We start from the raw sequence: 23,607 nt of genomic DNA, 5'->3' as shown, positions 1-23,607 counted from the left end.
CGAGGTCTTTCACCCATGTCGTCACACGATGTAAGTGGAGGCGGTTAAGCTCCTGAACACAACAGTAGGCGATGAGTTCGGAGCCGATTCAAAACAGGGGATTCACGTGAAACACCGCTTCCGGGATTTCTCCGTCGTCCTCTGGTCCAGACACTGCAATCAGGCATGACGTCGGGTTCGAATGTGGCCCGCAAGAAATGTGAGAAAGAAACACTCACCTCAGGTGAAAACTTCGTCTGTCGGATCGGAGCCGATTCAACGTGACGGATTCACGTGAAACAAATTCAACCCGTAACGCCGCCCCTCTTCTGTTTCACGTGAATCTATGCGCTGGCAGTATTCGTCTTGAAGTGATCTTACCCAGCGCCGGCATCTGGCAATCGGCTTCTGTCAGACTTTTCGAGAACATTCCGTTTGAAGCGGCATCCGTCTCGAAGGTTCGGATGCAGGAAATCGCCGGGTGTATCGCACCCCATTCCAATTCGGCTCGTCGGTTCCTGCGTGGGAACATTGTCGGGAAAGGCGTCAGTCACCAAGCGATATAGACACCGGCACCATTGGGCAGCACATCTTCGTCGTCGAAATCAAGCACGTCGAAACGGATGCGATGCGGTTTTGTTTCACGTGAATCTGATCAACACACCGGACCAGAAGTCAGACTTGCTTCGGGCCGGACATCCAGTCGGACTTCGTCAGGCGATAGAGCACATGCTTTGCGATCGGATGATCAGCCGGAAGACTGGGGTGAAGAAAGTCCCCATCCCTGTCACGTGTCATGCCGATCTTTTCCATGACCCTTTGCGACGGCAGATTGTCCGGGATGGTGAAAGCCACGATCTCTTCAAGACCGATGGCTTCAAAACCGAATCGAAGCCACTCCCGCGCAGCCTCGCCTGCATAGCCCTTCCCCCAGGCAGTCCGCTTCAGGCGCCAGCCGATTTCGACACATGGCTCGAATGGCAGGGGCGCCGCATAGGACGGAACGTTCAAACCGACGAAGCCGAGAAATTCTCCCGTCTCCTTGATTTCAATCGGCGCCATGCTGAAACCGTCCTTCACCGTCTTTTCCCGGCACCGCGCAACCAGCAAGTCTGACTTCTCCCGCGTCAGCACCTCAGGGAAAAATCTCATCACCTCGGGGTCGGCACAGAGCCTGGCAAACGGGTCCAGGTCTTCATCCTTCCATGGACGAAGCAGGAGTCGGTCAGTCTCTAACAGGAACGAAGCTTCAGGCATCAGAACGGGTCCGATTCAACAAAAGGCAGGATTCACGTGAAACACGGTGGTGGGGTGTTTAATTCTTAACAAAAAGTAAAGGCGCGAACCCTCGCGGGCCGCGCCTTTGAATAGAACCCGATCCGTTTGGGATCAAGTGTTCATGCTGTCGAAGAAATCGTCGTTCGACTTGGTCTGCTTGAGCTTGTCGAGCAGGAACTCGATCGCATCCACCGTCCCCATCGGGTTGAGGATCCGGCGCAGCACGAAGGTCTTCTTGAGACGTTCGGCCGGTACCAGAAGCTCTTCCTTACGCGTACCGGAGCGCTGGATATCGATGGCCGGGTAAACACGCTTGTCGGAGATCTTGCGGTCCAGGATGATTTCGGAGTTACCCGTGCCCTTGAACTCTTCGAAGATGACTTCGTCCATGCGGCTGCCGGTATCGATTAGTGCGGTCGCGATGATCGTCAGCGAGCCACCCTCTTCAATGTTACGGGCCGCACCGAAGAAGCGCTTCGGCCGCTGCAGGGCGTTGGCATCCACACCACCGGTCAGGACCTTGCCTGAAGACGGAACGACGGTGTTGTACGCACGTCCCAGACGCGTGATGGAGTCCAGCAGGATGACGACGTCCCGGCCATGTTCGGTCAGGCGTTTGGCCTTCTCGATCACCATTTCGGCAACCTGCACGTGGCGGGCGGCCGGTTCGTCGAACGTGGAGGAAACCACTTCGCCGTCGACCGTACGCTGCATGTCGGTCACTTCTTCCGGACGTTCGTCGATCAGAAGAACGATCAGATAGCATTCCGGATGATTGGTGGTGATGGACTTCGCGATGTTCTGCAGGAACACCGTTTTACCTGTGCGCGGCGGCGCGGTGATCAGCGCACGCTGGCCTTTGCCGAGAGGCGCTACCAGGTCGATAACGCGGGAGGAGAGATCCTTGATCGTCGGATCTTCGATCTCCATCCGGAAACGTTCATCCGGATAAAGCGGCGTCAGGTTGTCGAAGTGAACCTTGTGCCGGGCCTTTTCCGGATCCTCGAAATTGATGGTGTTGACTTTGAGAAGGGCAAAATACCGTTCGCCCTCTTTGGGGCTGCGGATCTGGCCTTCAACGGTGTCCCCTGTCCGCAGCGAAAAGCGGCGGATCTGCGAGGGCGAGACGTAAATGTCGTCCGGGCCCGGCAGATAGTTCGCATCCGGAGACCGGAGAAAGCCGAAGCCGTCCTGAAGGACTTCAACGACGCCTTCGCCGATAATCTCCACATCCTGAGCAGCTAGGTTCTTCAGGATGGCGAACATCAGCTCCTGCTTGCGCATGGTGCTGGCGTTTTCGACTTCAAGCTCCTCAGCAGTCTGGAGCAGCTCTGTCGGTGTTTTTTCTTTTAGGTCTTTGAGTTTCATTTCCCGCATCGAGTTGGGGTCTTTTTTTGTGTTGTTATGGATTTAGGTTTGGAAAGGTCGTTCTGCGCCGGATGGATGGGTCGGCCAGAAGATATCTGAGAGACTTTTAGGCGTGTCCAGATTGTACGGCGACCGCGGAGCGATTGAAAACGAACACTGTGCCGTATGAAGATGCGCGAAAGATACGTTGATTTGCAATAAAGCGCAAGCCCGGAATTCTGCCGGTTTTTTAGGCCACACTTAGAATTCGAAAGGTGAAAATGACGGCCGCATGTCTGCGGCTGTCTCTATTGCCTGTTTCGTGCCGCTTAAAACGGTTTGACGATGACGAAGATGACGATCCCGATCATCAGGACAGTCGGAACTTCGTTGAGTATCCGGTAGTAACGCTGCGGCCTTTTGTTCTCGTCGCGGGCGAATTTCTTCACACAGCTGCTGAGATGGCCGTGAACACCGGACATGATCAGGACAAACGTGAACTTGGCGTGGAACCACCCGTCCTGCCAGGCCTGAAGTTCCCAGGCGAGCCACAGGCCAAACCCCCAGGAGGCGATCATGGCCGGGTTGATGATGGCCTTCAGCAGCCGCCGTTCCATGATCTTGAAGGTCTCGGACTGTTCCGATCCGATTTCCGTGGCCGCATGGTAGACGAACAGCCGCGGCAGATAGAGCATGCCGGCCATCCACGCGATGATCGAGATGACGTGGAGCGCCTTGATCCAGAGAAAGAGATCCATGCGCTTATCCCTTCCTGACCAGCTCGACCATGCGGGCAACGTTTTCCGGATCCGCGTCCGGCGTCACACCATGCCCCAGGTTGAAGACCAGCGGACCTTTGTCGAAGGTGTTCAGGATATGGGCCACGCCCTCTTCCAGCGCCTTGCCGCCAGCCACCAGCCGCATCGGATCGAGATTGCCCTGGATCGGGACCTTCTTCTGAATGTCGAGCGCAACCTGGTCCGGAGCCGTCCAGTCGAAACCGACCGCATCCACACCCGTACCTTCCACGAATGCCATCATCCGAGCCGAGGAAGCTTTCGGGAAACCGATGATCTTCGCATCCGGCCGCACGGCCCGAACACCATCAACGATCCGGCGTGTCGGTTCGATCGACCAGCGCTTGAAACCGGCTTCATCCAGAACGCCTGCCCAGGTATCGAAAATCTGGACCGCATCCGCGCCCGCATCCAGCTGTCGGATGAGATAGCGGATCGAGGCGGTGACGAGCTGATCGACGAAACGCTGCATCAGGTCAGGATCGCGATAGGCGCCCACACGGGCGGCAACCTGGTCCTGGGTGGTGTGACCGGCAACGGAGTAGCAGGCAACCGTCCACGGAGCGCCACAGAAGCCCAGAAGCGTCGTTTCCTCTGGCAGCTCCGCACGCAGGCGGGAAACCGTCTCTATGACCGGTTTGAGATGATCCTCGGCGCGATCCTGTTCCAGACGATCCAGAAGATCGGAAGACAGCGGTTCCAGAACGGGACCACGTCCTTCTTCAAAACGAACCGGGTACCCGATGGCGTCCGGTACGACGAAGATGTCGGAAAACAGAATGCTTGCATCAAAACCATACCGGCGGATCGGCTGGAGAGTGACCTCTGTTGCAAGGTCGGGCGAATAGCAGAACTCCAGAAAGTTTGCCGCTTTCGAACGCACTTCGCGATATTCGGGAAGATAGCGTCCGGCCTGACGCATCATCCAGATGGGAGGCGGCCAGAGCTTTTCTCCGGAGAGTACCCGCATCACGGACCTGTCTTGGGATTTCATGAGGTCGCCTTTCCCACATTTCAAATCAATAAAGATTCTTATTTTGAATCTGTTTTTTCTATTTGTGCGTGGATTACCGGGATCATTTTCTATCCACAATCCATCAGCCTGATTTTCTCGGCGGGAAAAAATCCGCTACTTGTTAAGCAGATTTCCTCCCCAGGAGTCGATAACAGGATTACGAATTGAATTACAATCACTTGTCCGCTTGTTTACGTTTCGTTAAGGAATTGGGCGGCAGTGGACAATCTGTCGATATGTCACAGCGCCTTTGTGAATCCACATCCATGCACAACCGTTTCGGGATCAGTTTCCGCTCGTTTAAGCATTGTTAATAAATTCGGCTGAGCGGGCATAAACTTCGTGCTAGGCACTGGGTGGCAGACATCTTACCCAAATCATCAACAGGCCTGGGGATGACAACGTGAACAAGTCGAGACACTACTTCCATCTCCATCTCGTGTCCGACTCCACCGGCGAAACGCTGATGACAGTGGCCCGTGCGGCAACGGTCCAGTACGAGAACGTGCAGGAAATCGAGCATGTCTATCCGTTGGTGCGCTCCCAGAAGCAGCTCGACCGGGTAATCACTGAAATCGAAAAGGCACCCGGCATCGTCCTCTATACCCTGGTCGATGTGGAAATCGCCGGCCGGCTGGAACTGAAATGCCGCGAGCTGGGTGTGCCTTTCGTCAATATCCTGGATCCGGTCTTCGCGGTCTTCCAGTCCTATCTCAATGTCACCCAAACCCACCGGGTCGGCGGACAGCATGAACTGGATGCGGAATATTTTCGCCGGATGGAAGCGCTCAACTACACCATGTTGCATGATGACGGTCAGATCTGGGACGATTTGGAATCCGCCGATATCGTGCTGATCGGCATTTCGCGCACATCCAAGACGCCAACCTGCATCTATCTGGCCAACCGGGGCATCAAGGCTGCAAACGTTCCGCTGGTCCCGGGCATTGCCCTGCCCGAACATGTGAAGAAACTCAAGCAGCCGATGATTGTCGGTCTGATCGCTTCTGCCGAACGCATTCAGCAAATCCGCCGCAACCGTGTGCTGTCTTTGAATTCGGAAGGCTATAACGACACGTATGTCGACCGGAAGGAGATCTCCCAGGAGATCAACATGACCCGCAGGCTCTGCACGGAACATGGCTGGCCGTTGATTGACGTTACGCGTCGTTCTGTCGAGGAGACAGCTGCGGAGATCCTGACCCTTTTCAAGGAATTCAAATCAGGGCAGGAAGGCGGAGGAGAAACCGGGCGCGCCGGATAACCAACAAAAGGGATGGAAATGGCACTTGTCTTGGCAAGCGGAAGCAGGATCCGCGCTGATCTTCTGAAAAACGCCGGGCTCGACGTTGAGGTCGACCCGGCCGATGTCGACGAACGTGTTGTCGAAGCCCCGCTCCTGGAAGCAGGCTTTCCTCCGGAAGACCTGGCAAGCGTTCTGGCGGAAGCCAAGGCGAATGACGTCAGTGACCGCCGCGCCGGTGATCTTGTCATCGGCGCCGATCAGATTCTGGCGTTCGAAGGTGAAAGACGCACAAAACCGGAGGACATGGAAGCTGCGCGCCGGCAACTGCTCGCCTTTTCCGGCAAGACTCACGAACTGCATTCCGCCGTGGTGATTTCGAAGGATGGCGAAGCAATCTGGCGCCACGTTTCCACGGCACGCCTGACCATGCGCGAACTGAGCCCGGCCTTCATTGGCCATTATCTGGCTGCGGCCGGTGAGGACGTGCTTTCCAGCGTCGGCGCCTATCAGCTGGAAAGTCTCGGCGTGCAGCTTTTTGAAAAGATAGATGGAGACTATTTCACCATTCTTGGCCTGCCGCTTTTGCCTCTTCTGGCAGAGTTGCGCAGCCTGAAGGTGATCGAAACATGAGCGGATCCGTGAAAAAAGCGGCCATCACAGGCCATCCGGTCACACATTCCCGCTCTCCGCTGGTGCATGGATACTGGTTGAAGAAGCACGGCATCGCCGGAGAATATGGCAGGGTCGATGTTCCGCCGGAAACTGCCGAGGACTTCTACCGGAATTTTGCTGACGCGGGTCTGTCCGGCGCCAATGTCACTGTTCCGAACAAGGAAGTGGCTGCCGCAGCCTGCGACTGGCTGGACGATGCGGCAAAATCCATGGGGGCTGCCAACACGATCTGGCTGGACGACAGCGGCCGGCTGTGCGGGGCCAATACGGATGGTCTCGGCTTTCTCGGCAATCTTGATCAGCTCGCCCCCGGGTGGGACGTTTCACGTGAATCTGCCGTGGTCCTGGGGGCAGGCGGAGCCGCACGTGCCGTAGTGTGGGCATTGCTTTCACGGAAATTCACAAGAGTGCATATCGTCAACCGGACATTCGAAAAAGCAAAAGCCATTGCGGATATGTTTGGTTCCGGAACGATTGCCCATGAATGGGACAACCTGGGGACAGTGCTTGAAGAAGCCGATCTTCTGGTGAACACCACTTCGCTCGGCATGGCCGGCAAGGCGCCGCTGGAAATCGATCTGTCACCCTTGCCGAAGACGGCAATCGTCACTGACGCAGTCTATGCTCCACTGGAAACCGACCTGCTGCGCAGCGCGAAGGCGCGGGGCAACCAGACTGTGGACGGCCTTGGCATGCTGCTGCATCAGGCCGTACCGGCTTTCGAACGCTGGTTCGGGGTTCGGCCGGAAGTGGACGACACCCTGCGCAACATTATACTCGCAGACCTTGGAGTAACTGCGTGATCCGGATCGGCCTTACCGGCTCCATCGGCATGGGCAAATCGACAACGGCAAAAATGTTCGCCGCTGAAGGTGTTCCCGTGCACGATGCCGATGCCACGGTCCACGCGCTCTATTCGGGCCGGGCCGCGCCGCTGATCGAGGCGGCGTTTCCCGGCACGGTATTGGACGGCAAGGTCGACCGTACGCTGCTCTCTCCGCATGTGCTCGGCAAGCCCAAAGCCATGAAAAAGCTCGAAGCCATCGTTCACCCACTGGTGCGTGAGGAAGAGCAACTCTTTCTGCAACGCGCCCGGGCGGACCATCGGCGCATCGTCATGCTGGATATCCCGTTGCTGTTCGAAACCGGCGGTGAGGCCCGTGTGGATGTCGTCGTTGTTGTCACGGCGGATGCCGACATCCAGCGAGACCGTGTCCTGTCCCGGCCTGGCATGAGCGAAGACAGGTTTGAGGCGATCCTCGCCAAGCAGATGCCTGACGCAGAAAAACGCCGCCGCGCGCATTTCCTGGTCGATACCGGCCGGGGCATGGAAGCGGCCAAGCGGCAGGTGAGAGCGATCCTGAAGGCATTGGCCGCGACAGGGTGACGTCTCTCTGATCTCCTCTTGCACCGAAGCTCTTTTCAACTTCGCCCTCATCCTGAGGAGGGCCTGCAAGGCCCGTCTCGAACGATGGGCGGCATACTCCGAAACCAGTGACCCATCCTTCGAGACACCCGGCAATGCCGGGCTCCTCTGAATGAAGTGTTGGAGGGAACAGGCACGGGGGCACTGGGATCAAACGCCAGAACCCCAGAACACCGGGGAAAACCGCGCGCAACTCTTGCCACTCACCCTGCAAGCTGCACAGTGAATCCATAGGCAAAAGGCGGAAAAATGCGCGAGATCTCGTTCGATACGGAAACAACAGGCCTGAACCCGCGCGGAGGCGATCGGCTGGTGGAAATCGGCGGTGTTGAGTTGATCAACCACATCGCGACGGGCAATTCCTATCATGTCTACATCAACCCGCTGCGCGACATGCCGGAAGAAGCTTTCCGGGTTCATGGCCTGTCGGCGGAGTTCCTGTCCGACAAGCCCTTGTTCGAGCACGTTGCGGATGAGTTTCTGGAGTTCGTTGGCGATGCCACGCTGGTGATCCACAACGCGGCTTTCGACATGGGCTTCATCAACATGGAGCTGGAACGGGCCGGACGGCGCACAATCCCGAATACCCAGGTGCTCGATACTCTGGATCTTGCCCGCCGCAAGCACCCATCAGGGCCGAATTCGCTGGATGCGCTGTGCTCTCGCTATGGCATCGACAACTCCAAGCGCATCAAGCACGGCGCTCTTCTGGATGCGGAAATCCTGGCTGAAGTCTATCTGGAGCTTATCGGCGGCCGTCAGACGGCCCTTGGCCTGCTGACAGACGAGGAAGAAACCTCTTCTGCAGGCTCCAGCTTCGAACCTGGCGAACTCGGCACCTTTAACGCCCGCCAGCGTCCCTCGCCGTTGCAGCGCCTGCTGCAGGAAAGCGAACTTGAAGCCCACAAGGCCTTCATCGAAGGCATGGGCGACAGCGCGATCTGGTCAAAATACAACGGCTGAGGCTCGAAAGACCTCTTAAACGGATTTGGTGGATCAATTGTCCGCCAGCAACCAGCGCACTGTTTCAAAGTGCCGTTCGGCATAGCTGCTGCTGAATGCCCAGGCCATGGTCTGGCCGATGGTCCAATATCTTGCCCGCTCCCGGTCAAGCTCCAGTTCTTCCGACAGTCGGTCCAGGCGGTAACGCGCTTCGGCTTTCGAATGTCCGAATTCGAAGCTCCTGACGATCGGGCTTAGCGCAAAGGCAGGATCGCCGGCGAGAGGCTTCGGGTCGATGGCAAGCCAGGTATCTCTTTCAGAGGACAGAATGTTGTGTCCGTGCAGGTCCTGGTGGAGCAGGACCTCTTCCGTCTCTTTCTCAAGACAAAGGTCCTGCAAGGCCTTGCGCGCAGCGTCCACCAGGTATTGCTCGCAAGGCTTCCCGGCAGCCATCCAGTTATGGTCGAGGCTATCCCGCCACCGTGCGGCTTCATCGTTGAGGCGGGTAAACGGATCACCGGCGGGGATCGTCAGGAGACGCAGCAACCCGGCAACAACGCCAATCCGGTCCGTTTCGGTGTCGTCGGCCAGAAACTGTCCCGGCCTGCAGCGCTCCAGCAGCAGTGCGCCCAGTTCCGGCGCATGCTTCAAAAGCCGAACAGCACCCTTGCCGTTCCAGCGCCCCAGTGCCTCTGCTTCGTGGCGGCATTCGTGATCGGGAAACTGCAGTTTGAGGACAACATCCTCACCGTCGTGTCTTGCCGGAACGACGAGAGATACATTACCGCCAGAAAACGGGCTCCCAATTTCTGAAAGTCCGAAGTGTTCGCACGCGGTTTCAAGCAGCACCGGCAGCTTGTCGAGCCAGATACGGCCGGTTTCGGTCGCCCTCAGCCAGTCGAGACTGGCCGGCACGGCAACCGCGCTGCCGATGAAACGATCAGCCAAGACATGAGACTCGCAAACGGGTCAAAGCATCGACGGCAGAACACGATCCGGCGGGCGGTGTCCGTCCATGAAGGTCTTGATGTTGATGATGACCTTCTCGCCCATTTCGATACGGCCCTCGATGGTGGCCGACCCCATGTGCGGCAGCAGCAGAACGCTTTCCAGCTTGGCCAGCTTCGGATTGACCGCGGGTTCGTGCTCGAACACGTCCAGACCGGCGCCGGCAAGCTCACCGCTCTCGAGCATCCGGATCAGGGCGTTTTCGTCGATCACCTCGCCACGGGCGGTGTTCACGACGTAGGCATCCTTTTTCAGAAGCTTCAGGCGTCGGGCGGACAGAAGGTGGAACGTTCCCGGCGTGTGCGGGCAGTGGATGGAGACGACATCCATGCGCGCCAGCATCTGGTCAAGGCTGTCCCAGTAGGTTGCCTCAAGCTCTTCCTCGACACTTTCGGCAAGGCGGCGGCGGTTGTGATAGTGGATCGACATGCCGAAGGCCTTGGCACGGCGTGCGACGGCCTGGCCAATACGGCCCATGCCGATGATACCCAGGCGTTTTCCCCAGATCCGGTGTCCAAGCATCCAGGTTGGCGACCAGCCGGCCCAGTCGCCGGCTTCCAGCGCCTTGATGCCTGTGGCAAGTCGACGCGGCACGGCCAGGATCAGCGCCATGGTCATGTCCGCGGTGTCTTCGGTCAGCACGCCAGGCGTGTTGGTGACATTGATTCCCCGGTTGTTGGCACTCACGACATCGATGTTGTCGACACCATTACCGAAATTTGCGATGAGCTTCAGGTTTTCACCAGCCTGCGAGAGGACAGATGAGTCGATCCGGTCGGTAACGGTCGGCACCAGAACATCGGCGGTTCGCACCGCTTCCACCAGTTCCGCCTGGCTGAAGGGCCTGTCATTATCATTGAGACGCGTCTCGAAAAGCTCACGCATCCGTGTTTCGACCACGTCCGGAAGCTTCCGGGTCACCACAACGACAGGCTTCTTTTTCGCCATACCAATTGCCTTTCGCGCTTCGTTGAGGACTTGTTAACCTCAACGGTACCACTTTGACGCTGCGCGTTGCGCGAGCGGATGAGACCACCCCTTTTCCTTACCAGATGGTCCGGCAGAAACAAGGGATCGGTTTCAATCGCCGCGGATCGCCAACCGGCCAAAACGACCAAGCTGGTTTTCGCGCAAATTTTTCGGTAGAGATTTGCCTCAAATCAAAGATCAATAACAATTGGACAACCGGACAATATGGCTCGCTCGTTCCAGGCTACCCGGATCTTCCTCACTGTGATGACATTGCTGTGCGGTCTGCTCGCAACTTCGGTCGCTTCGCAGGCCCAGGGCACCACGACCGGCGCAAGCGGCCTGCCGGTGCCGAGATTTGTCAGTCTGAAGTCCGACCGGGTCAATGTGCGCATCGGGCCTTCGCGCGAACATGATATCGCGTGGACCTTCGTGCAGTCCGGTTTGCCCGTGGAAATCGTCGGTGAATTCGAGAACTGGCGCCGCATTCGCGATTGGGAAGGCAAGCAGGGCTGGGTGTTCCGCTCGCTGCTGTCCAGCCGCCGCACGGCTCTCGTCACCCCATGGGAAAAAAGCGACCGCACACCGCTGCGCTCCCGCTCCCGCTCCGACGCCGATATCGTTGCCGAACTGGATCCCTTCGTGCTGACGACGGTTTCCGAATGTGCCGGAGGCTGGTGCCGGGTCAACGGCGAGAATTATGACGGCTGGCTGGATCAGACCCGCCTGTTCGGTGTCTATCCGGACGAGCTGATCGGAGACTGACGTCCTCCTCCCTCGATTGCCTGGGTTTCCTGATCCCTCATCCTGAGGAAAAAGGAACGGAAATTCTCGAACAAAAAAGGCGGCCAACGGCCGCCTTTTGCATGTCTGGATTGTTGGACGGGCCTCAGTCGGCCTGAACTTCCTGAACCTTGAGCTCTTCCAGACGCGGCATCGACATGATGTTGTAGCCACTGTCGACAAAGTGCACTTCACCGGTCACGCCACCGGAAAGATCCGACAGGAGATACAGGCCGGTTCCGCCGATTTCGTCCAGGGAAACGGTCCGGCAGAGCGGAGAATTGCGCTTCTGGAAGTTGAACATCAGGCGGGCATCGGAAACGCCGGATCCTGCAAGGGTCCGAACCGGGCCTGCGGAAATCGCGTTCACGCGGATGTTCTGCTCACCGTAGTCCACCGCCAGGTAACGGACGGAAGATTCCAGAGCGGCCTTGGCAACGCCCATCACGTTGTAGTTCGGCATGACCTTGGTGGAACCACCATAGGTCAGCGTCACCATGGAACCGCCATTGGTCATCAGAGCGGCAGCCCGCTTGGCGATTTCGGTGAAGGAGAAGCAGGAGATCAGCATGGTGCGGGAGAAATTCTCCCGCGTGGTGTCGGCGTATTTCCCGCGCAGTTCCGTCTTGTCGGAAAAGGCGATCGCATGCACCAGGAAGTCGATGCTGCCCCACTCTTCCTTCAGCGTGTCGAACACGCTGTCGACCGATGCAATGTCTTCCACGTCGCACGGCACAAGGATCTTGGAACCGACGGAATCCGCCAGCGGCTTGGTACGGCGGCCGAAAGCCTCTCCCTGATAGGTGAAGGCAAGTTCGGCACCGTGATCGGCGAGCGTCTTGGCAATACCCCAGGCAATGGAGTGGTCGTTGGCAACGCCCATGATCAGGCCGCGTTTGCCCTTCATCAGATCAGACATTCAAAACTCCTCAGCCGTGAAAGCGCGACAGCGCGAGCGACGCGTTGGTGCCGCCAAAGCCGAAGCTGTTGGAAAGAACCGTGTCGAGGCCTGCATTGTCCACGCGCTCGGTCACGATCTCGCCCGGCTTCAGGGCCGGATCCAGCTCGTTGATGTTGGCAGACGCGGTCATGAAGTCGTTCTGCAGCATCAGCAGGCAGTAAATGGCTTCCTGAACGCCGGTTGCACCCAGGCTGTGGCCGGTGAGCGATTTGGTCGAAGACACCGGCGGCTGGTTTTCACCGAACACGCGGCGGATCGCTTCGATTTCGCCGATATCGCCGACGGGTGTCGAAGTGCCGTGGCTGTTGATGTAGTTGACCTTGCGGTCGCCCAGGGTCGAGGTGGCAAGGCGCATGCAGCGCTCGCCGCCTTCACCGGAAGGCGCCACCATGTCGTAGCCGTCGGAGTTGGCTGCGTAGCCGGTAACCTCGGCATAGATTTTCGCGCCGCGCGCCTTGGCGTGTTCCAGTTCTTCCAGAACCACCACACCGCCACCACCGGCAATCACGAAGCCGTCGCGGGTCGCGTCATAGGCCCGCGATGCGGTCTGAGGAGTGTCGTTGTACTTGGAGGACATGGCGCCCATGGCGTCGAACAGACAGGACAGGGTCCAGTCGAGTTCCTCGCCACCACCGGCAAACATCACGTCCTGCTTGCCGAACTGGATCTGTTCGGTGGCTGCACCGATGCAATGCGCCGAGGTGGAGCAGGCCGACGTGATGGAATAGTTGATGCCCTTGATCTTGAACGGCGTCGCCAGGCAGGCAGAGTTGGTGGAGCTCATGCCGCGGGTCACCATGAACGGGCCCATGCGCTTGGGCGACCCTTTTTCCAGCACGATCTGGTGCGCCTGGAACAGGTTCTTGGTCGACGGACCACCGGAGCCCATGATCAGGCCGGTGCGCGGGTTGGAGATGTCGGTTTCTTCCAGACCGCTGTCGGCAATCGCCTGCTGCATGGAGATGTAGTTATAGGCGGCACCGTCGCCCATGAAGCGCAGCTGGCGCTTGTCGATGAGCGAAGCGATATCGACATTCGGCATGCCGTGTACCTGGCTTCTGAAGCCGTGTTCCGCGTAATCCGGAGCGAAGCTGATGCCGGACTTGCCTTCTCGAAGGCTGGACAGCACTTCTTCGGTGTTTGCTCCGATGGACGACACGATACCCATGCCGGTGACGACAACGCGTCTCATTGCGGTCTCCTATTGTCTTGACTGCACCACAGCTCTCAGGGGGTGTGTCGAGAGCCTGCAGGCACATACATAATATGCAAACCGGCGCTCCCAATGAAAAAGAAGCGCCGGTGCCATCAATTGATCCTGCGAACGGGTGTCAGGTCTTTGCCAGGCCGACGCGCAAATCGGTCGCCTTGTAAATCTGTTCACCGTCCGCCTTCAACCAGCCGTCGGCAATGCCGAGAACCAGGCGACCCTTCATGACCCGCTTGAAGTCGACACCGTATTCCACCAGCTTCACGTCCGGCGTAACCATGCCCTTGAACTTCACTTCACCGGTCGACAGGGCCATGCCCTTGCCTTCAAGGCCCAGCCAGCCAAGGAAGAAACCGGTCAGCTGCCACAGGGCGTCGAGACCAAGGCAGCCCGGCATTACCGGATTTCCCTGGAAATGGCACGGGAAGAACCAGAGATCCGGCTTGATGTCGAACTCGGCGCGAGCGAACCCCTTGTCGAATTCACCGCCGGTTTCGGAAAGTTCCGTGATCCGGTCGAACATCAGCATCGGGGGAAGAGGCAGCTGGGCATTGCCCGGGCCAAACAGCTCGCCGCGGCCGCAGGCGAGAAGTGCTTCATAATCGTAGCTGGAGCGGCGATCGGTCATTCGGGATCCGTGTTTTGTCTCCTGCCAGGGAAATTCCCAGGGCAGGTTCGGTTTGTTTTCGGTTCGTTTGAGGCGCCTTCCTAACACAGGGGAACCATGACCGAAAGATGTCACTTGCGCGAAGTTACTCGGTTTTTTCGGGCGTTTCGCCAAGTTTTGTGCGTATTCGACGTAATCTGCGCATCCGGCTCCGGGACACCGGCTTGCGGCTGTTTGGTCAGCGCTTGCACGAACCTTCCGAACGCGCCGCAGTTGCGCCCTGATTTCCGCTCAGGTTGCCCTTTACGTTTAAAACTTGCATCTTGGGTACAAGAAATGGCAGATATAGGCCAATGTTAGTGAAAACGGCCCGGCGCAACGTTTGCGCGGTACATATTTGCGCCGTTTCAAGAAGCGACCCTGGACCTGGATCGGATCGGAATGACAACACTTGTGGTGCATGAAACCGGCGACAAGAAGAATGTGACCGACATGCTGCGGTCTGCAGGCCTTCGGCCGACGCGCCAGCGTGTCTCGCTTGCAGAAATTCTGTACTCCCGGGGCGATCGCCACATCTCGGCCGAGCTGCTTCATGAAGAGGCGGTCGACGCCGATGTGCCGGTCTCTCTCGCCACGGTCTACAACACGCTGCACCAGTTCACCGAAGCCGGTCTGCTGCGCGAAGTCGCGATCGACGGCAACAAGACCTACTTCGACACCAATGTGTCCGACCACCATCACTTCTTCATCGAAGGCGAAAACCGGGTGATCGACATTCCGGGCGAAGGTGTAGGCATCGGCGCTCTGCCGAAAGCACCCGAAGGCATGGAAATCGTTCGTGTCGACGTGGTCGTACGCGTTCGCGAGAAACGCTGATCGTCGCGATTGATTGCGGCGGCCCTCAGGCCAGACCGCTTTCCACATAACGCAATTTCCATTCGTAATAGTTGGAGGTCGTCCCGATCTCCGCCAGATGCCGCTGGCCATCCGGCTCGAAGCCAAGTTTCTTCAGGAGGTTGGCGGAGCGGACGTTTTCCGGATGCGTGATCGCGCACAGCGTGCGCAGCTTCAGTTCCCGGGTAACGAAGTCCAGCACGCTCTGCCCGGCCTCGCGCCCGAACCCCTTTCCGCGGTGGTCTTCCAGAAAGGCAAAGCCAAGGTCCGGGTACTTCAGTTCCTTGCGCACCACCAGACCGCACACACCAACCGGTGTCAGCGACGGTTTCAGATCCAGAATCCAAAGCCCGACTCCATGGGCGGCAAAGCGCGCCAGCGTCTTGTTCTTGATGTAGTTGGCCGCGTCTTCCTCGGTCTTGATACCGTGGTCGGCGATAAATCGGATGTAATCCGGCTCATTCATGAGCTGGTGGTAAAAAGCGGCATCATTGCTGGAAGGCAAGCGGAAGCGAAGCCTCTCGCTCACGGGAAATGGTCCAAGCGGGAAACTCACGCAACTGTTTCCTTTTCAATAAGGGCTTTGGTGCGCAGGGCAATATCCGGCACCGCATCAAAAAGTTCTTTCTCCGTGCTCCGGCACAGATCGTAAATCACACAGCGCCGGCACTCCGGTTTGCGCGCCTTGCAGATGTACCGGCCATGCAGGATGAGCCAGTGGTGGGCATGGAGCGCAAATTCCACCGGCACGACCTTCTCCATGGCTTTTTCCACGTCGAGAGGCGTCTTGCCGGGGGCAATGCCGATACGGTTGCCCAGGCGAAACAGATGCGTGTCGACGGCAATGGTCGGGTGGCCGAAGAAGATGTTCAGAACCACATTCGCGGTCTTCCGGCCGACACCGGCTAGCGCTTCCAGCGCTTCGCGGTCTTCCGGAACCTCGCCGCCATGGTCGCGGATCAGCTGCTCGGACAACAGGATGACGTTCTTGGCCTTGTTCTTGTAAAGGCCGATCGTCTTTATTTCCTCCCGCACCCGGTCCTCCCCGAGCGCCACCATCTTTTCCGGTGTGTCGGCAATCTGGAACAGGTGTCTTGTTGCCCGGTTCACACCAACGTCGGTTGCCTGGGCCGACAGCACCACGGCAACCAGAAGCGTGAAAGCATTGACATAATCCAGTTCGCCCTTCGGTTCCGGGTTGTCGGCATGGAAGCGCTGGAAGATCGCAAAGGTTTCCGCCTTCGTATAGCGGGACCGTTTCAACACCTTGCCGGGGTTGTCCACGGAGGGTGTTTTTCTCCGGGTCTGTTTGGATTTTGCGGGCCGGCGTGCTGCCGCAGTCTTGGAAGGGCTCTTTGCTTGCGTCATCTTCTCTCTATAATCATGCCTCATGAGCGAGAACAATCCGAAACCCCTGCAGGATGGCGAATTGCCGGATCAGGACCGGCCGTTTTTCACTGCCGTTCTGACCCCCCACCGGTCTCTGGGGCCAAACGGATTCCTGGTTCTCATGTGCTTCTTCGGCGGTGTCAGTTTCATCGCCGGTATTCTGTTTCTGCGTATCGGCGCCTGGCCGGTTTTCGGGTTCTTCGGACTTGATATCGCGCTGCTCTGGTTTGCCTTTCGGATGAACTACCACTCCGCCCGAACTTTCGAGGAAGTGGTCGTCTCGCGGCACGAGATTGCGATCCGCAAGGTTGGCCCGGGCAAGAAATACCAGGAATACCGTTTCAATCCCTTCTGGGTCCGCCTGACGGTGGACCGGATCGAGGACGAAGGGGTCGTCAAGGTGACCCTCCTCAGTCGGGGTGAACAGGTCGATCTCGGCAATTTCCTGAATCCCGATGACAGAACGAGTTTTGCCGGTGCCATGGCCAATGCGTTGTCCGTCGCCAAGTCAGGCGGTGTCTAGGCTCCTTCTTCAATGACTTTGGGCTGCACCTTGAGCGTTGCAAGCAGAACGGCCAGGGCCGCGGTTGCCGAAAGCGCCGCGGTGTAAAGCACGGTCTGAAAGCTGGCCGCACTGGCGATGAAACCCATCGAAATGCTGCCGATCATGCCACCGAGGAACAGGCTGTTCATGTAAACCGCCGTTGCCCGGCCCGGCCGGTCCGGTGCGAAGCTCTGCACAAAGCTGATCGCGACACCGGCAAACAGGCCATAATAAGTCCCTTCCAGTACCGCGATGGCCAGCACCTGCCAGAGCGCGGTCACCTGGGCAAACAGCACCATGCTGACCGCGGCAAGGCATGCTGCCAGCATCAGCACCTGCCGAATGCCGATGCGCTCGGCAAGGCGAACCGAGCCGAAGATGACAAAGACTTCCAGCAGGCATTTGACCGACAGTGCCAGGCCGGGTGTTGCGCCGGGCAGATGTGTTTCCTGCACGAAGAACAGCGGCATCGCCGAGACGAACAGAGAATTGGTGATGACAAAGCCAAGGCAGGTCAGCCCGGCAATCTGAAGACCCCAGTTGATCGGCGCCTTGCCGTTTGTCTTGGAACGCTCTCGTGCTGACCTGAAGTCAGCCGGAACGACAATGTACCAGAGTATCAGGTAGACAATACCGATTGCAAAGGCGCACAGGAAGGCGGCGGCAAAGCCGAAGGCTGCAACCACCGAAAAGGAGACCGCCGGCCCGATCATCCACGCAAGTGAAACCATCATGCGCAGCCAGGAATTGACCCTGGCAACGTCCATGCCCTCCTGTTCGGCAAAAAGGCGGCCGAAAGTAAAGACGACGCCCGCGCCCATGTTGGATAGGCTCATAAGGGGGGCGATCAGAACGAGCAGCATCACCAGACTGCTGATCTGGGTCAGCAGTGCCGCGAGCGTGATATAGGCGACCACAGAGACGACCAGCAGGCTCTTGACCGGGAAACGGTTGTCCAGTCGTTCGCCTGCCCATCGATTGACGGCCAGCGTCAGCGGCATCACCAGACCGGAGTAAAGCCCCACCTGCCAGGGTTCGGCGCCCAGCCCTTCCACAATGAAAAAACTCATCAGCGGCACCAGCGCCGAAACGCCGAGGCTGTTGGTGAATTGAAGAAGCAGAATCAGCAATGCCTGTCGGGGCAGTTGCAGGAGGGACAACATGACGATCGCCGGAAAAGTGAAATAAGCAAGAATTACAACCTAACTGGGTTGTATCGCCCCGTCACCGGTTTTTTTGCCGAACGCGCGTCTGCCGATTGCGCTGCCCATTTCGGAAAGTTTCGAAAACCAGACAATCCCGAACGCTATCGTCACTCAAATCAGCGGCACAATTCGAACCTGACAACTAGTCGTCAGGGGTCATCCGCAATGTCTTCAGCCGGTACAGCGCTTCCAGCGCTTCGCGCGGGGTCATGTCATCCGGATTGATTGATTCAAGAGCGACCGAGACGGGATCGGGTTCCGCAAACCCTGCCGGAGCGCTGGGCGCAGGCGCGGTCAGGCTTGCGAAAAGCGGCAGTTCGTCGATCAGGCTCTCAGCCGGCGAGCGGCGGTCCTGCTCTTCCAACTGGCTAAGCACCTGCTTGGAGCGTTCGACGACGGATACCGGCAGACCCGCCAGCTTGGCCACCTGAATGCCGTAGGACCGGTCGGCTGCACCCGGAACGATCTCGTGCAGGAAGATAACGTCGCCTTTCCATTCCTTCACCGAGACGGTGGCATTTGAAAGCCGGGCCAGCTTGGCGGAAAGGGCAGTCAGTTCGTGGTAGTGGGTCGCAAACAGGGCACGGGACTTGTTGACCTCGTGAAGATGTTCGATCGTTGCCCAGGCAATAGACAGGCCGTCGAACGTCGCAGTGCCACGGCCGATCTCGTCCAGGATCACGAGTGAGCGGTCGCCAGCCTGATTGAGGATTGCAGCGGTCTCGACCATCTCCACCATGAAGGTGGATCGGCCACGCGCAAGATCATCTGCCGCGCCGACGCGGGAAAACAACCTGTCGACCACGCCGATATGGGCTGCTGCCGCCGGCACATATCCGCCCATCTGGGCCATCACGGCAATCAGTGCGTTCTGGCGCAGGAAAGTCGATTTACCGGCCATGTTCGGACCGGTTATCAGCCAGATATGGCCGATATCCTCGTCCGCTTCCGGACCGAGATTGGCATCATTGGCAACAAAACTGTCGCCGCCGGATTTTTTCAGCGCCTTTTCGACCACCGGATGACGTCCACCCTTGATGTCGAAGGCGCGGCTGTCATCGACCACGGGCCGGACATAGCTTTCTTCCTGGGCAAGTTTCGCAAGCGCGGCCGAAACATCCAGAATACTGAGGCCGTGGGCGGCGGCCTTGATTGCTTCCCCTGCGTCGATGATCGCCTTGGCAAGCCGGTCGAAGATTTCCAGCTCGATGGCAAGCGAGCGTTCGCCGGCACTGGCGATCTTCGATTCCAGATCCGCAAGCTCCGTGGTGGTGAAGCGCATGGCGCCGGCCATGGTCTGGCGGTGGATGAACCGACCGGGATCTGCGGTCAGCTTTTCCGTCTGCGCGGAAGGCGCCTCGATGAACCAGCCGAGCACATTGTTGTGCTTGATCTTCAGCGACCTCAGGCCGAGTTCTTCGGAATAATCAGCCTGAAGCTTCGCGATGACCTTTCGGCTTTCGTCGCGCAGGGAGCGCAGTTCGTCCAGATCGGCGTTGTAACCGGTGGCGATGAAACCGCCGTCGCGTTTCAGAAGCGGCGGCTCTTCTTTCAGCGCCGTCGTCAATTCGCTACCGAGATGGTGCGGAGCCTGTTCCAGACTGGCGCGCGCAGCAGCGATTTCCGCCGGGATCGTTCCCGCCGTCGCACTGGTCTGGTCGAGCACTGCCCGCGCGGCCTCAAGCCCCTGCGCAACCGACAGGATATCGCGCGGCCCGCCGCGGTTGAGCGCGATCCGCGACAGGGCCCGGGCCATGTCCGGGGCACCTTTCAGTGTCTGGCGCAGACCTTCGCGCATGATTTCGTTTTCAAGAAAGAAGGCAACGCCGTCGAGCCTGTGCTGGATCGCATCGACATTGACCAGCGGTCCGGCCAGGCGGCTGGCGAGCAGGCGCGAGCCGCCGCCTGTCACTGTCCGGTCGATCGTCGCCAGCAGCGAGCCCTGCTTTTCGCCGGAAAGCGTGCGGGACAGCTCAAGATTGGCCCGGGTTGCCGGATCGATCAGCATGCGCCCGGCGCCGGCCTCGCGCACGGGCGGATCCAGCGGAGGACGTTCGCCGAGCTGGGTCTTCTCGATGTAGGCAAGAATGCCAGCGGCGGCGGAAAGCTCCGCCCGGCTGAAGGTGCCGAAGCCGTCGAGGGTCTTCACACCAAAGTAATGCGCAAGCCGGTCCGTGGCGGTGGAACTGTCGAAAAAGGCACGCGGCACAGGTGACAGCGCACCGCCGGCCTGTTCGGCTGTCAGGCGCAACTCGCTTTCCTGCAGCAGATTGTCCGACAGGATGAGTTCGCGCGGGGAAACCTGGGCAAGGTCGGCGGCAAGGCGCTGATGATCGGTTTCCGACACCTGGAAGGAGCCGGTGGACATGTCGATCCAGGCAAGACCATAGACCGCGCTGCCGTCCAGCGAGCCGCCCTTCAACCGGGTCAGCGCCATCAGGTAGTTGTTGGCACCGGCATCCAGCAGGCGCTCTTCCGTCAGCGTTCCGGGGGTGACGAGACGCACGACATCGCGCCGGACGACGGATTTGGAGCCGCGTTTCTTGGCCTCGGCCGGATCTTCCGTCTGTTCGCAGACCGATACCCGGTGCCCCTTGGCAATCAGCTTGTTGAGATAGTCGTCGGCTGCATGCACCGGCACGCCGCACATCGGAATGTCGGCACCCTGATGCTTGCCACGCTTTGTCAGCGTGATGCCGAGCGCGGCGGAGGCAACTTCGGCGTCTTCGAAAAACAGTTCGTAGAAATCGCCCATCCGGTAGAACAGAAGGCTGTCAGGATTGGCAGCCTTGATCTCCAGGAACTGGGCCATCATTGGCGTGACCTTGTTGTCCGCCGGGGTGATTTCTTGCGCGCTCTGTCCACTCATGCCTGATACCTAGCAAACTGAGCGGACCATTCCACCAAGGGCCTATTCCATCTTGGCTTGAGGCTTCATTTTCCAGGGGATAAGGTCGGGCTCCCGCCCCGTAAAGAGAGCGCGCAAGAGGAAACGCCCAAACCATGTCCGCCGACAAGAAACCGACCAAGACCAATGTCAGCTTCACCGACCAGGAAGCGCTGCAATTCCACCAGGAAGGCCGCCCCGGGAAGCTGGAAATTGCGCCCACCAAACCGATGGCGACCCAGCGCGACCTGTCGCTGGCCTATTCGCCCGGCGTGGCGGTGCCGGTGCGGTCGATCGCGGAAGACCCCAGCCGTGCCTACGACTACACCACCAAGGGCAACATGGTTGCGGTGATTTCCAACGGCACGGCCATTCTGGGCCTCGGCAATCTGGGCGCGCTTGCCTCAAAGCCGGTGATGGAAGGCAAGTCCGTCCTGTTCAAGCGCTTCGCCGACGTCGATTCCATCGATCTGGAAGTCGATACCGAAGAGGTTGATGAATTCATCAATGCGGTCCGTTATCTCGGCCCTTCCTTCGGCGGCATCAACCTGGAGGACATCAAGGCGCCGGACTGTTTCATCATCGAACAGCGCCTGCGTGAACTGATGAACATTCCCGTCTTCCATGACGACCAGCATGGCACGGCCATCATCGCGGCGGCGGGTCTCATCAACGCCCTTCACCTGACCGGTCGCGACATGAAGGACACGAAGGTGGTCTGCAATGGCGCGGGTGCGGCCGGCATTGCCTGCATCGAACTCGTGAAGGCAATGGGCATTCCGAACGAGAACGTCACTTTGTGCGACACCAAGGGTGTCATCTACAAGGGCCGCGAAGAGGGCATGAACCAATGGAAGTCCGCCCATGCGGTCGAAACCAAGGCACGCTCGCTCTATGACGCCCTCAAGGGCGCTGACGTCTTCTTCGGCGTTTCTGCAAAGGGCGCGTTGACGCCCGACATGCTGCGGGTCATGGCACCGAACCCGATCATTTTCGCCATGGCCAACCCGGACCCGGAAATCACGCCGGAAGAGGCGGCGGAAGTGCGCGACGATGCAATTGTCGCGACCGGGCGTTCGGACTATCCGAACCAGGTCAACAACGTGCTCGGCTTTCCCTATATTTTCCGCGGCGCGCTTGATGTTCAGGCCACCACCATCAACGACGCCATGAAAGTTGCATGCGCACACGCACTGGCGGAACTGGCGCGTGAGGAAGTGCCGGACGAAGTGGCCGCGGCCTATCGGGGCAACCGGCCGAAGTTCGGTCCGGAATACATCATTCCGGTGCCCTTCGATCCGCGCCTGATCCACACCATTCCGCCCGCGGTCGCCCAGGCAGCGATGGAGTCCGGCGTCGCCCGCAAGCCGATTGTCGATATGGAGGCCTACAAGCACCAGCTCTCCGCCCGCCGCGATCCTGTCGCCGGCACCTTGCAGCGGATCTTCTCCAAGGTGCGCCAGCAGCCCAAGCGGGTCGTCTTCGCCGAGGGCGAGGAAGAACCGGTCATCCGCGCAGCGACAAGCTTCGTGTCGCAGGGCCTGGGTGAGGCCATCCTGATCGGCCGCGAGGACGAGATCAAATCCATGGCCGAACGCGCCGGCATCGACATCGACCGGCCGGGAATTTCCATCCAGAACGCGCGGCTTTCCAACCGCAACAGCGACTACGCGCAGTATCTCTACGGCCGCCTGCAGCGCCGGGGCTACCTGCTGCGCGACTGCCAGCGCATGGTCAACAACGACCGCAACTACTGGGGTGCGATCATGGTCGCGCGCGGCGACGCCGATGCCATGGTAACCGGTCTGACCCGGAACTATTCCGTCGCCCTCGATACGGTGAAGGCCACCATCGATCCGAAGCCCGGTCACCGGGTCATCGGCGTGTCGCTGGCACTCGCCCGCGGCCGTACCGTGCTGATCGCCGATACGGCGGTGATCGACATGCCGACATCGGAAGAACTGGCGGACATCGCCGAGGAAGCGGCGCATGTCGCACGCAAGTTCGGCTACGAACCGCGTGTTGCCATGCTGGCCTATTCCACCTTCGGCCATCCAAAGGGCGAACGCTCGGAAAAGGTCATCGAGGCGGTCAAGATCCTCGAACGCCGCCGGGTCGATTTCGAATTCGACGGCGAAATGGCCGCGGACATCGCGCTCAACATGGACCGAATGGCCGCCTATCCGTTCTGCCGCCTGTCCGGTCCGGCCAACGTTCTGGTCATGCCGGCGTTCCACTCGGCATCCATCTCCACCAAGATGTTGCAGGAACTGGGCGGCGCCACGGTCATCGGCCCGCTGCTCGTCGGCTTCGACAAGTCGATCCAGATCGTTCCCCTGGGTGCCAAGGACAGCGATATCGTCAACATGGCCGCCATCGCGGCGTTCAATGTGACGTGAGGTGGTGATTATTCCGCTGAATTAGGGGCGCTCCGATCCCGGATCTCCG

At 59.1% G+C, this 23,607-nt stretch carries 22 protein-coding genes; 9 read left to right on the top strand and 13 right to left on the bottom strand.

Features of this window, described 5'->3' with window-relative positions; genetic code table 11:
* Positions 1–654: 654 nt before the first annotated feature.
* The 4 genes from J7447_RS20695 to hemE all read right to left on the bottom strand — a co-directional run bounded on the left by J7447_RS20695 (position 655) and on the right by hemE (position 4,395).
* A complete protein-coding gene (locus tag J7447_RS20695) occupies positions 655–1,236 on the bottom strand; it encodes a GNAT family N-acetyltransferase (protein ID WP_209170766.1) in 582 nt (193 codons plus the stop codon).
* Positions 1,237–1,368: 132 nt separating this feature from the next.
* On the bottom strand, positions 1,369–2,634 hold the full coding sequence (gene rho / locus J7447_RS20690) for a transcription termination factor Rho (RefSeq protein WP_023002463.1): 1,266 nt from the start codon (positions 2,632–2,634) through the stop codon (positions 1,369–1,371).
* A 299-nt stretch (positions 2,635–2,933) separates the two neighbouring features.
* Entirely contained in the window at positions 2,934–3,362 is a 429-nt protein-coding gene (gene hemJ / locus J7447_RS20685; RefSeq protein WP_209170765.1) for a protoporphyrinogen oxidase HemJ, read from the bottom strand.
* A 4-nt stretch (positions 3,363–3,366) separates the two neighbouring features.
* Complete coding sequence (gene hemE / locus J7447_RS20680; protein ID WP_077291366.1) at positions 3,367–4,395, bottom strand: uroporphyrinogen decarboxylase; 1,029 nt, start codon at positions 4,393–4,395, stop codon at positions 3,367–3,369.
* A 424-nt stretch (positions 4,396–4,819) separates the two neighbouring features.
* On the opposite strand from hemE, the gene J7447_RS20675 reads away from it, so the two are divergent.
* The 5 genes from J7447_RS20675 to dnaQ all read left to right on the top strand — a co-directional run bounded on the left by J7447_RS20675 (position 4,820) and on the right by dnaQ (position 8,723).
* Positions 4,820–5,680 carry a pyruvate, water dikinase regulatory protein gene (locus J7447_RS20675; protein ID WP_077291365.1) on the top strand — a complete coding sequence of 287 codons (861 nt, stop codon included), beginning with the start codon at positions 4,820–4,822 and terminating at the stop codon, positions 5,678–5,680.
* Between the two features lie 12 nt (positions 5,681–5,692).
* A complete protein-coding gene (locus tag J7447_RS20670) occupies positions 5,693–6,292 on the top strand; it encodes a Maf-like protein (RefSeq protein ID WP_031269981.1) in 600 nt (199 codons plus the stop codon).
* Positions 6,289–7,137, top strand: coding sequence for a shikimate dehydrogenase (locus tag J7447_RS20665; protein WP_209170761.1), 849 nt, complete (start codon positions 6,289–6,291; stop codon positions 7,135–7,137). Before J7447_RS20670 ends, J7447_RS20665 begins: the two co-directional genes overlap by 4 nt.
* A complete protein-coding gene (gene coaE, locus J7447_RS20660; RefSeq protein ID WP_209170759.1) occupies positions 7,134–7,721 on the top strand; it encodes a dephospho-CoA kinase in 588 nt (195 codons plus the stop codon). Before J7447_RS20665 ends, coaE begins: the two co-directional genes overlap by 4 nt.
* Positions 7,722–8,009: 288 nt before the next feature.
* Positions 8,010–8,723 (top strand): DNA polymerase III subunit epsilon, encoded by a 714-nt coding sequence (gene dnaQ, locus J7447_RS20655; RefSeq protein ID WP_075282750.1) that lies wholly within the window; start codon positions 8,010–8,012, stop codon positions 8,721–8,723.
* A gap of 33 nt (positions 8,724–8,756) precedes the next feature.
* Here the strand turns inward: dnaQ and J7447_RS20650 are convergent, their stop codons facing one another.
* Positions 8,757–9,650, bottom strand: coding sequence for an aminoglycoside phosphotransferase family protein (locus J7447_RS20650; RefSeq protein ID WP_209170750.1), 894 nt, complete (start codon positions 9,648–9,650; stop codon positions 8,757–8,759).
* A gap of 21 nt (positions 9,651–9,671) precedes the next feature.
* Entirely contained in the window at positions 9,672–10,658 is a 987-nt protein-coding gene (locus tag J7447_RS20645; RefSeq protein ID WP_023002454.1) for a D-glycerate dehydrogenase, read from the bottom strand.
* Positions 10,659–10,946: 288 nt separating this feature from the next.
* Between J7447_RS20645 and J7447_RS20640 the strand changes: the two genes are divergently transcribed.
* Positions 10,947–11,444 carry an SH3 domain-containing protein gene (locus tag J7447_RS20640; protein WP_031269978.1) on the top strand — a complete coding sequence of 166 codons (498 nt, stop codon included), beginning with the start codon at positions 10,947–10,949 and terminating at the stop codon, positions 11,442–11,444.
* Positions 11,445–11,568: 124 nt separating this feature from the next.
* On the opposite strand, the gene fabI is transcribed toward J7447_RS20640, so the two are convergent.
* From fabI to fabA, 3 genes are all read right to left on the bottom strand, one after another.
* Positions 11,569–12,381, bottom strand: a complete 813-nt coding sequence (fabI, locus tag J7447_RS20635) for an enoyl-ACP reductase FabI (RefSeq protein ID WP_023002452.1) — start codon at positions 12,379–12,381, stop codon at positions 11,569–11,571.
* Positions 12,382–12,391: 10 nt separating this feature from the next.
* Positions 12,392–13,615, bottom strand: a complete 1,224-nt coding sequence (gene fabB / locus J7447_RS20630; RefSeq protein WP_031269976.1) for a beta-ketoacyl-ACP synthase I — start codon at positions 13,613–13,615, stop codon at positions 12,392–12,394.
* A gap of 139 nt (positions 13,616–13,754) precedes the next feature.
* Entirely contained in the window at positions 13,755–14,261 is a 507-nt protein-coding gene (fabA, locus tag J7447_RS20625) for a 3-hydroxyacyl-[acyl-carrier-protein] dehydratase FabA (protein ID WP_023002450.1), read from the bottom strand.
* Between the two features lie 420 nt (positions 14,262–14,681).
* On the opposite strand from fabA, the gene irrA reads away from it, so the two are divergent.
* Positions 14,682–15,116: an iron response transcriptional regulator IrrA gene (gene irrA / locus J7447_RS20620; RefSeq protein ID WP_023002449.1), complete on the top strand. Its 435-nt coding sequence runs from the start codon at positions 14,682–14,684 to the stop codon at positions 15,114–15,116.
* Between the two features lie 25 nt (positions 15,117–15,141).
* Here irrA and J7447_RS20615 read toward each other — a convergent pair whose 3' ends face one another.
* On the bottom strand, positions 15,142–15,663 hold the full coding sequence (locus tag J7447_RS20615; protein ID WP_161633274.1) for a GNAT family N-acetyltransferase: 522 nt from the start codon (positions 15,661–15,663) through the stop codon (positions 15,142–15,144).
* Positions 15,664–15,686: 23 nt separating this feature from the next.
* Entirely contained in the window at positions 15,687–16,502 is an 816-nt protein-coding gene (nth, locus tag J7447_RS20610) for an endonuclease III (RefSeq protein ID WP_209170748.1), read from the bottom strand.
* 22 nt (positions 16,503–16,524) lie between these two features.
* Here nth and J7447_RS20605 point away from each other — a divergent pair, with 22 nt between their 5' ends.
* Positions 16,525–17,046 (top strand): DUF2244 domain-containing protein, encoded by a 522-nt coding sequence (locus J7447_RS20605; RefSeq protein ID WP_055660267.1) that lies wholly within the window; start codon positions 16,525–16,527, stop codon positions 17,044–17,046.
* Here J7447_RS20605 and J7447_RS20600 read toward each other — a convergent pair.
* A complete protein-coding gene (locus tag J7447_RS20600) occupies positions 17,043–18,230 on the bottom strand; it encodes an MFS transporter (RefSeq protein WP_209170747.1) in 1,188 nt (395 codons plus the stop codon). The genes J7447_RS20605 and J7447_RS20600 overlap by 4 nt on opposite strands.
* 184 nt (positions 18,231–18,414) lie before the next feature.
* Entirely contained in the window at positions 18,415–21,141 is a 2,727-nt protein-coding gene (gene mutS, locus J7447_RS20595; protein ID WP_286189402.1) for a DNA mismatch repair protein MutS, read from the bottom strand.
* A 134-nt stretch (positions 21,142–21,275) separates the two neighbouring features.
* Here mutS and J7447_RS20590 point away from each other — a divergent pair, with 134 nt between their 5' ends.
* Positions 21,276–23,558, top strand: coding sequence for an NADP-dependent malic enzyme (locus J7447_RS20590; protein WP_023002443.1), 2,283 nt, complete (start codon positions 21,276–21,278; stop codon positions 23,556–23,558).
* The last annotated feature ends 49 nt before the right edge of the window (positions 23,559–23,607 follow it).

The organism is Labrenzia sp. R5_0, from assembly GCF_017743835.1.
GTDB classification, from domain to species: Bacteria; Pseudomonadota; Alphaproteobacteria; order Rhizobiales; family Stappiaceae; genus Roseibium; species Roseibium algicola.
Note: the sequence above shows the minus strand (reverse complement) of the source record. Positions and strands in the feature narration are given on the sequence as shown.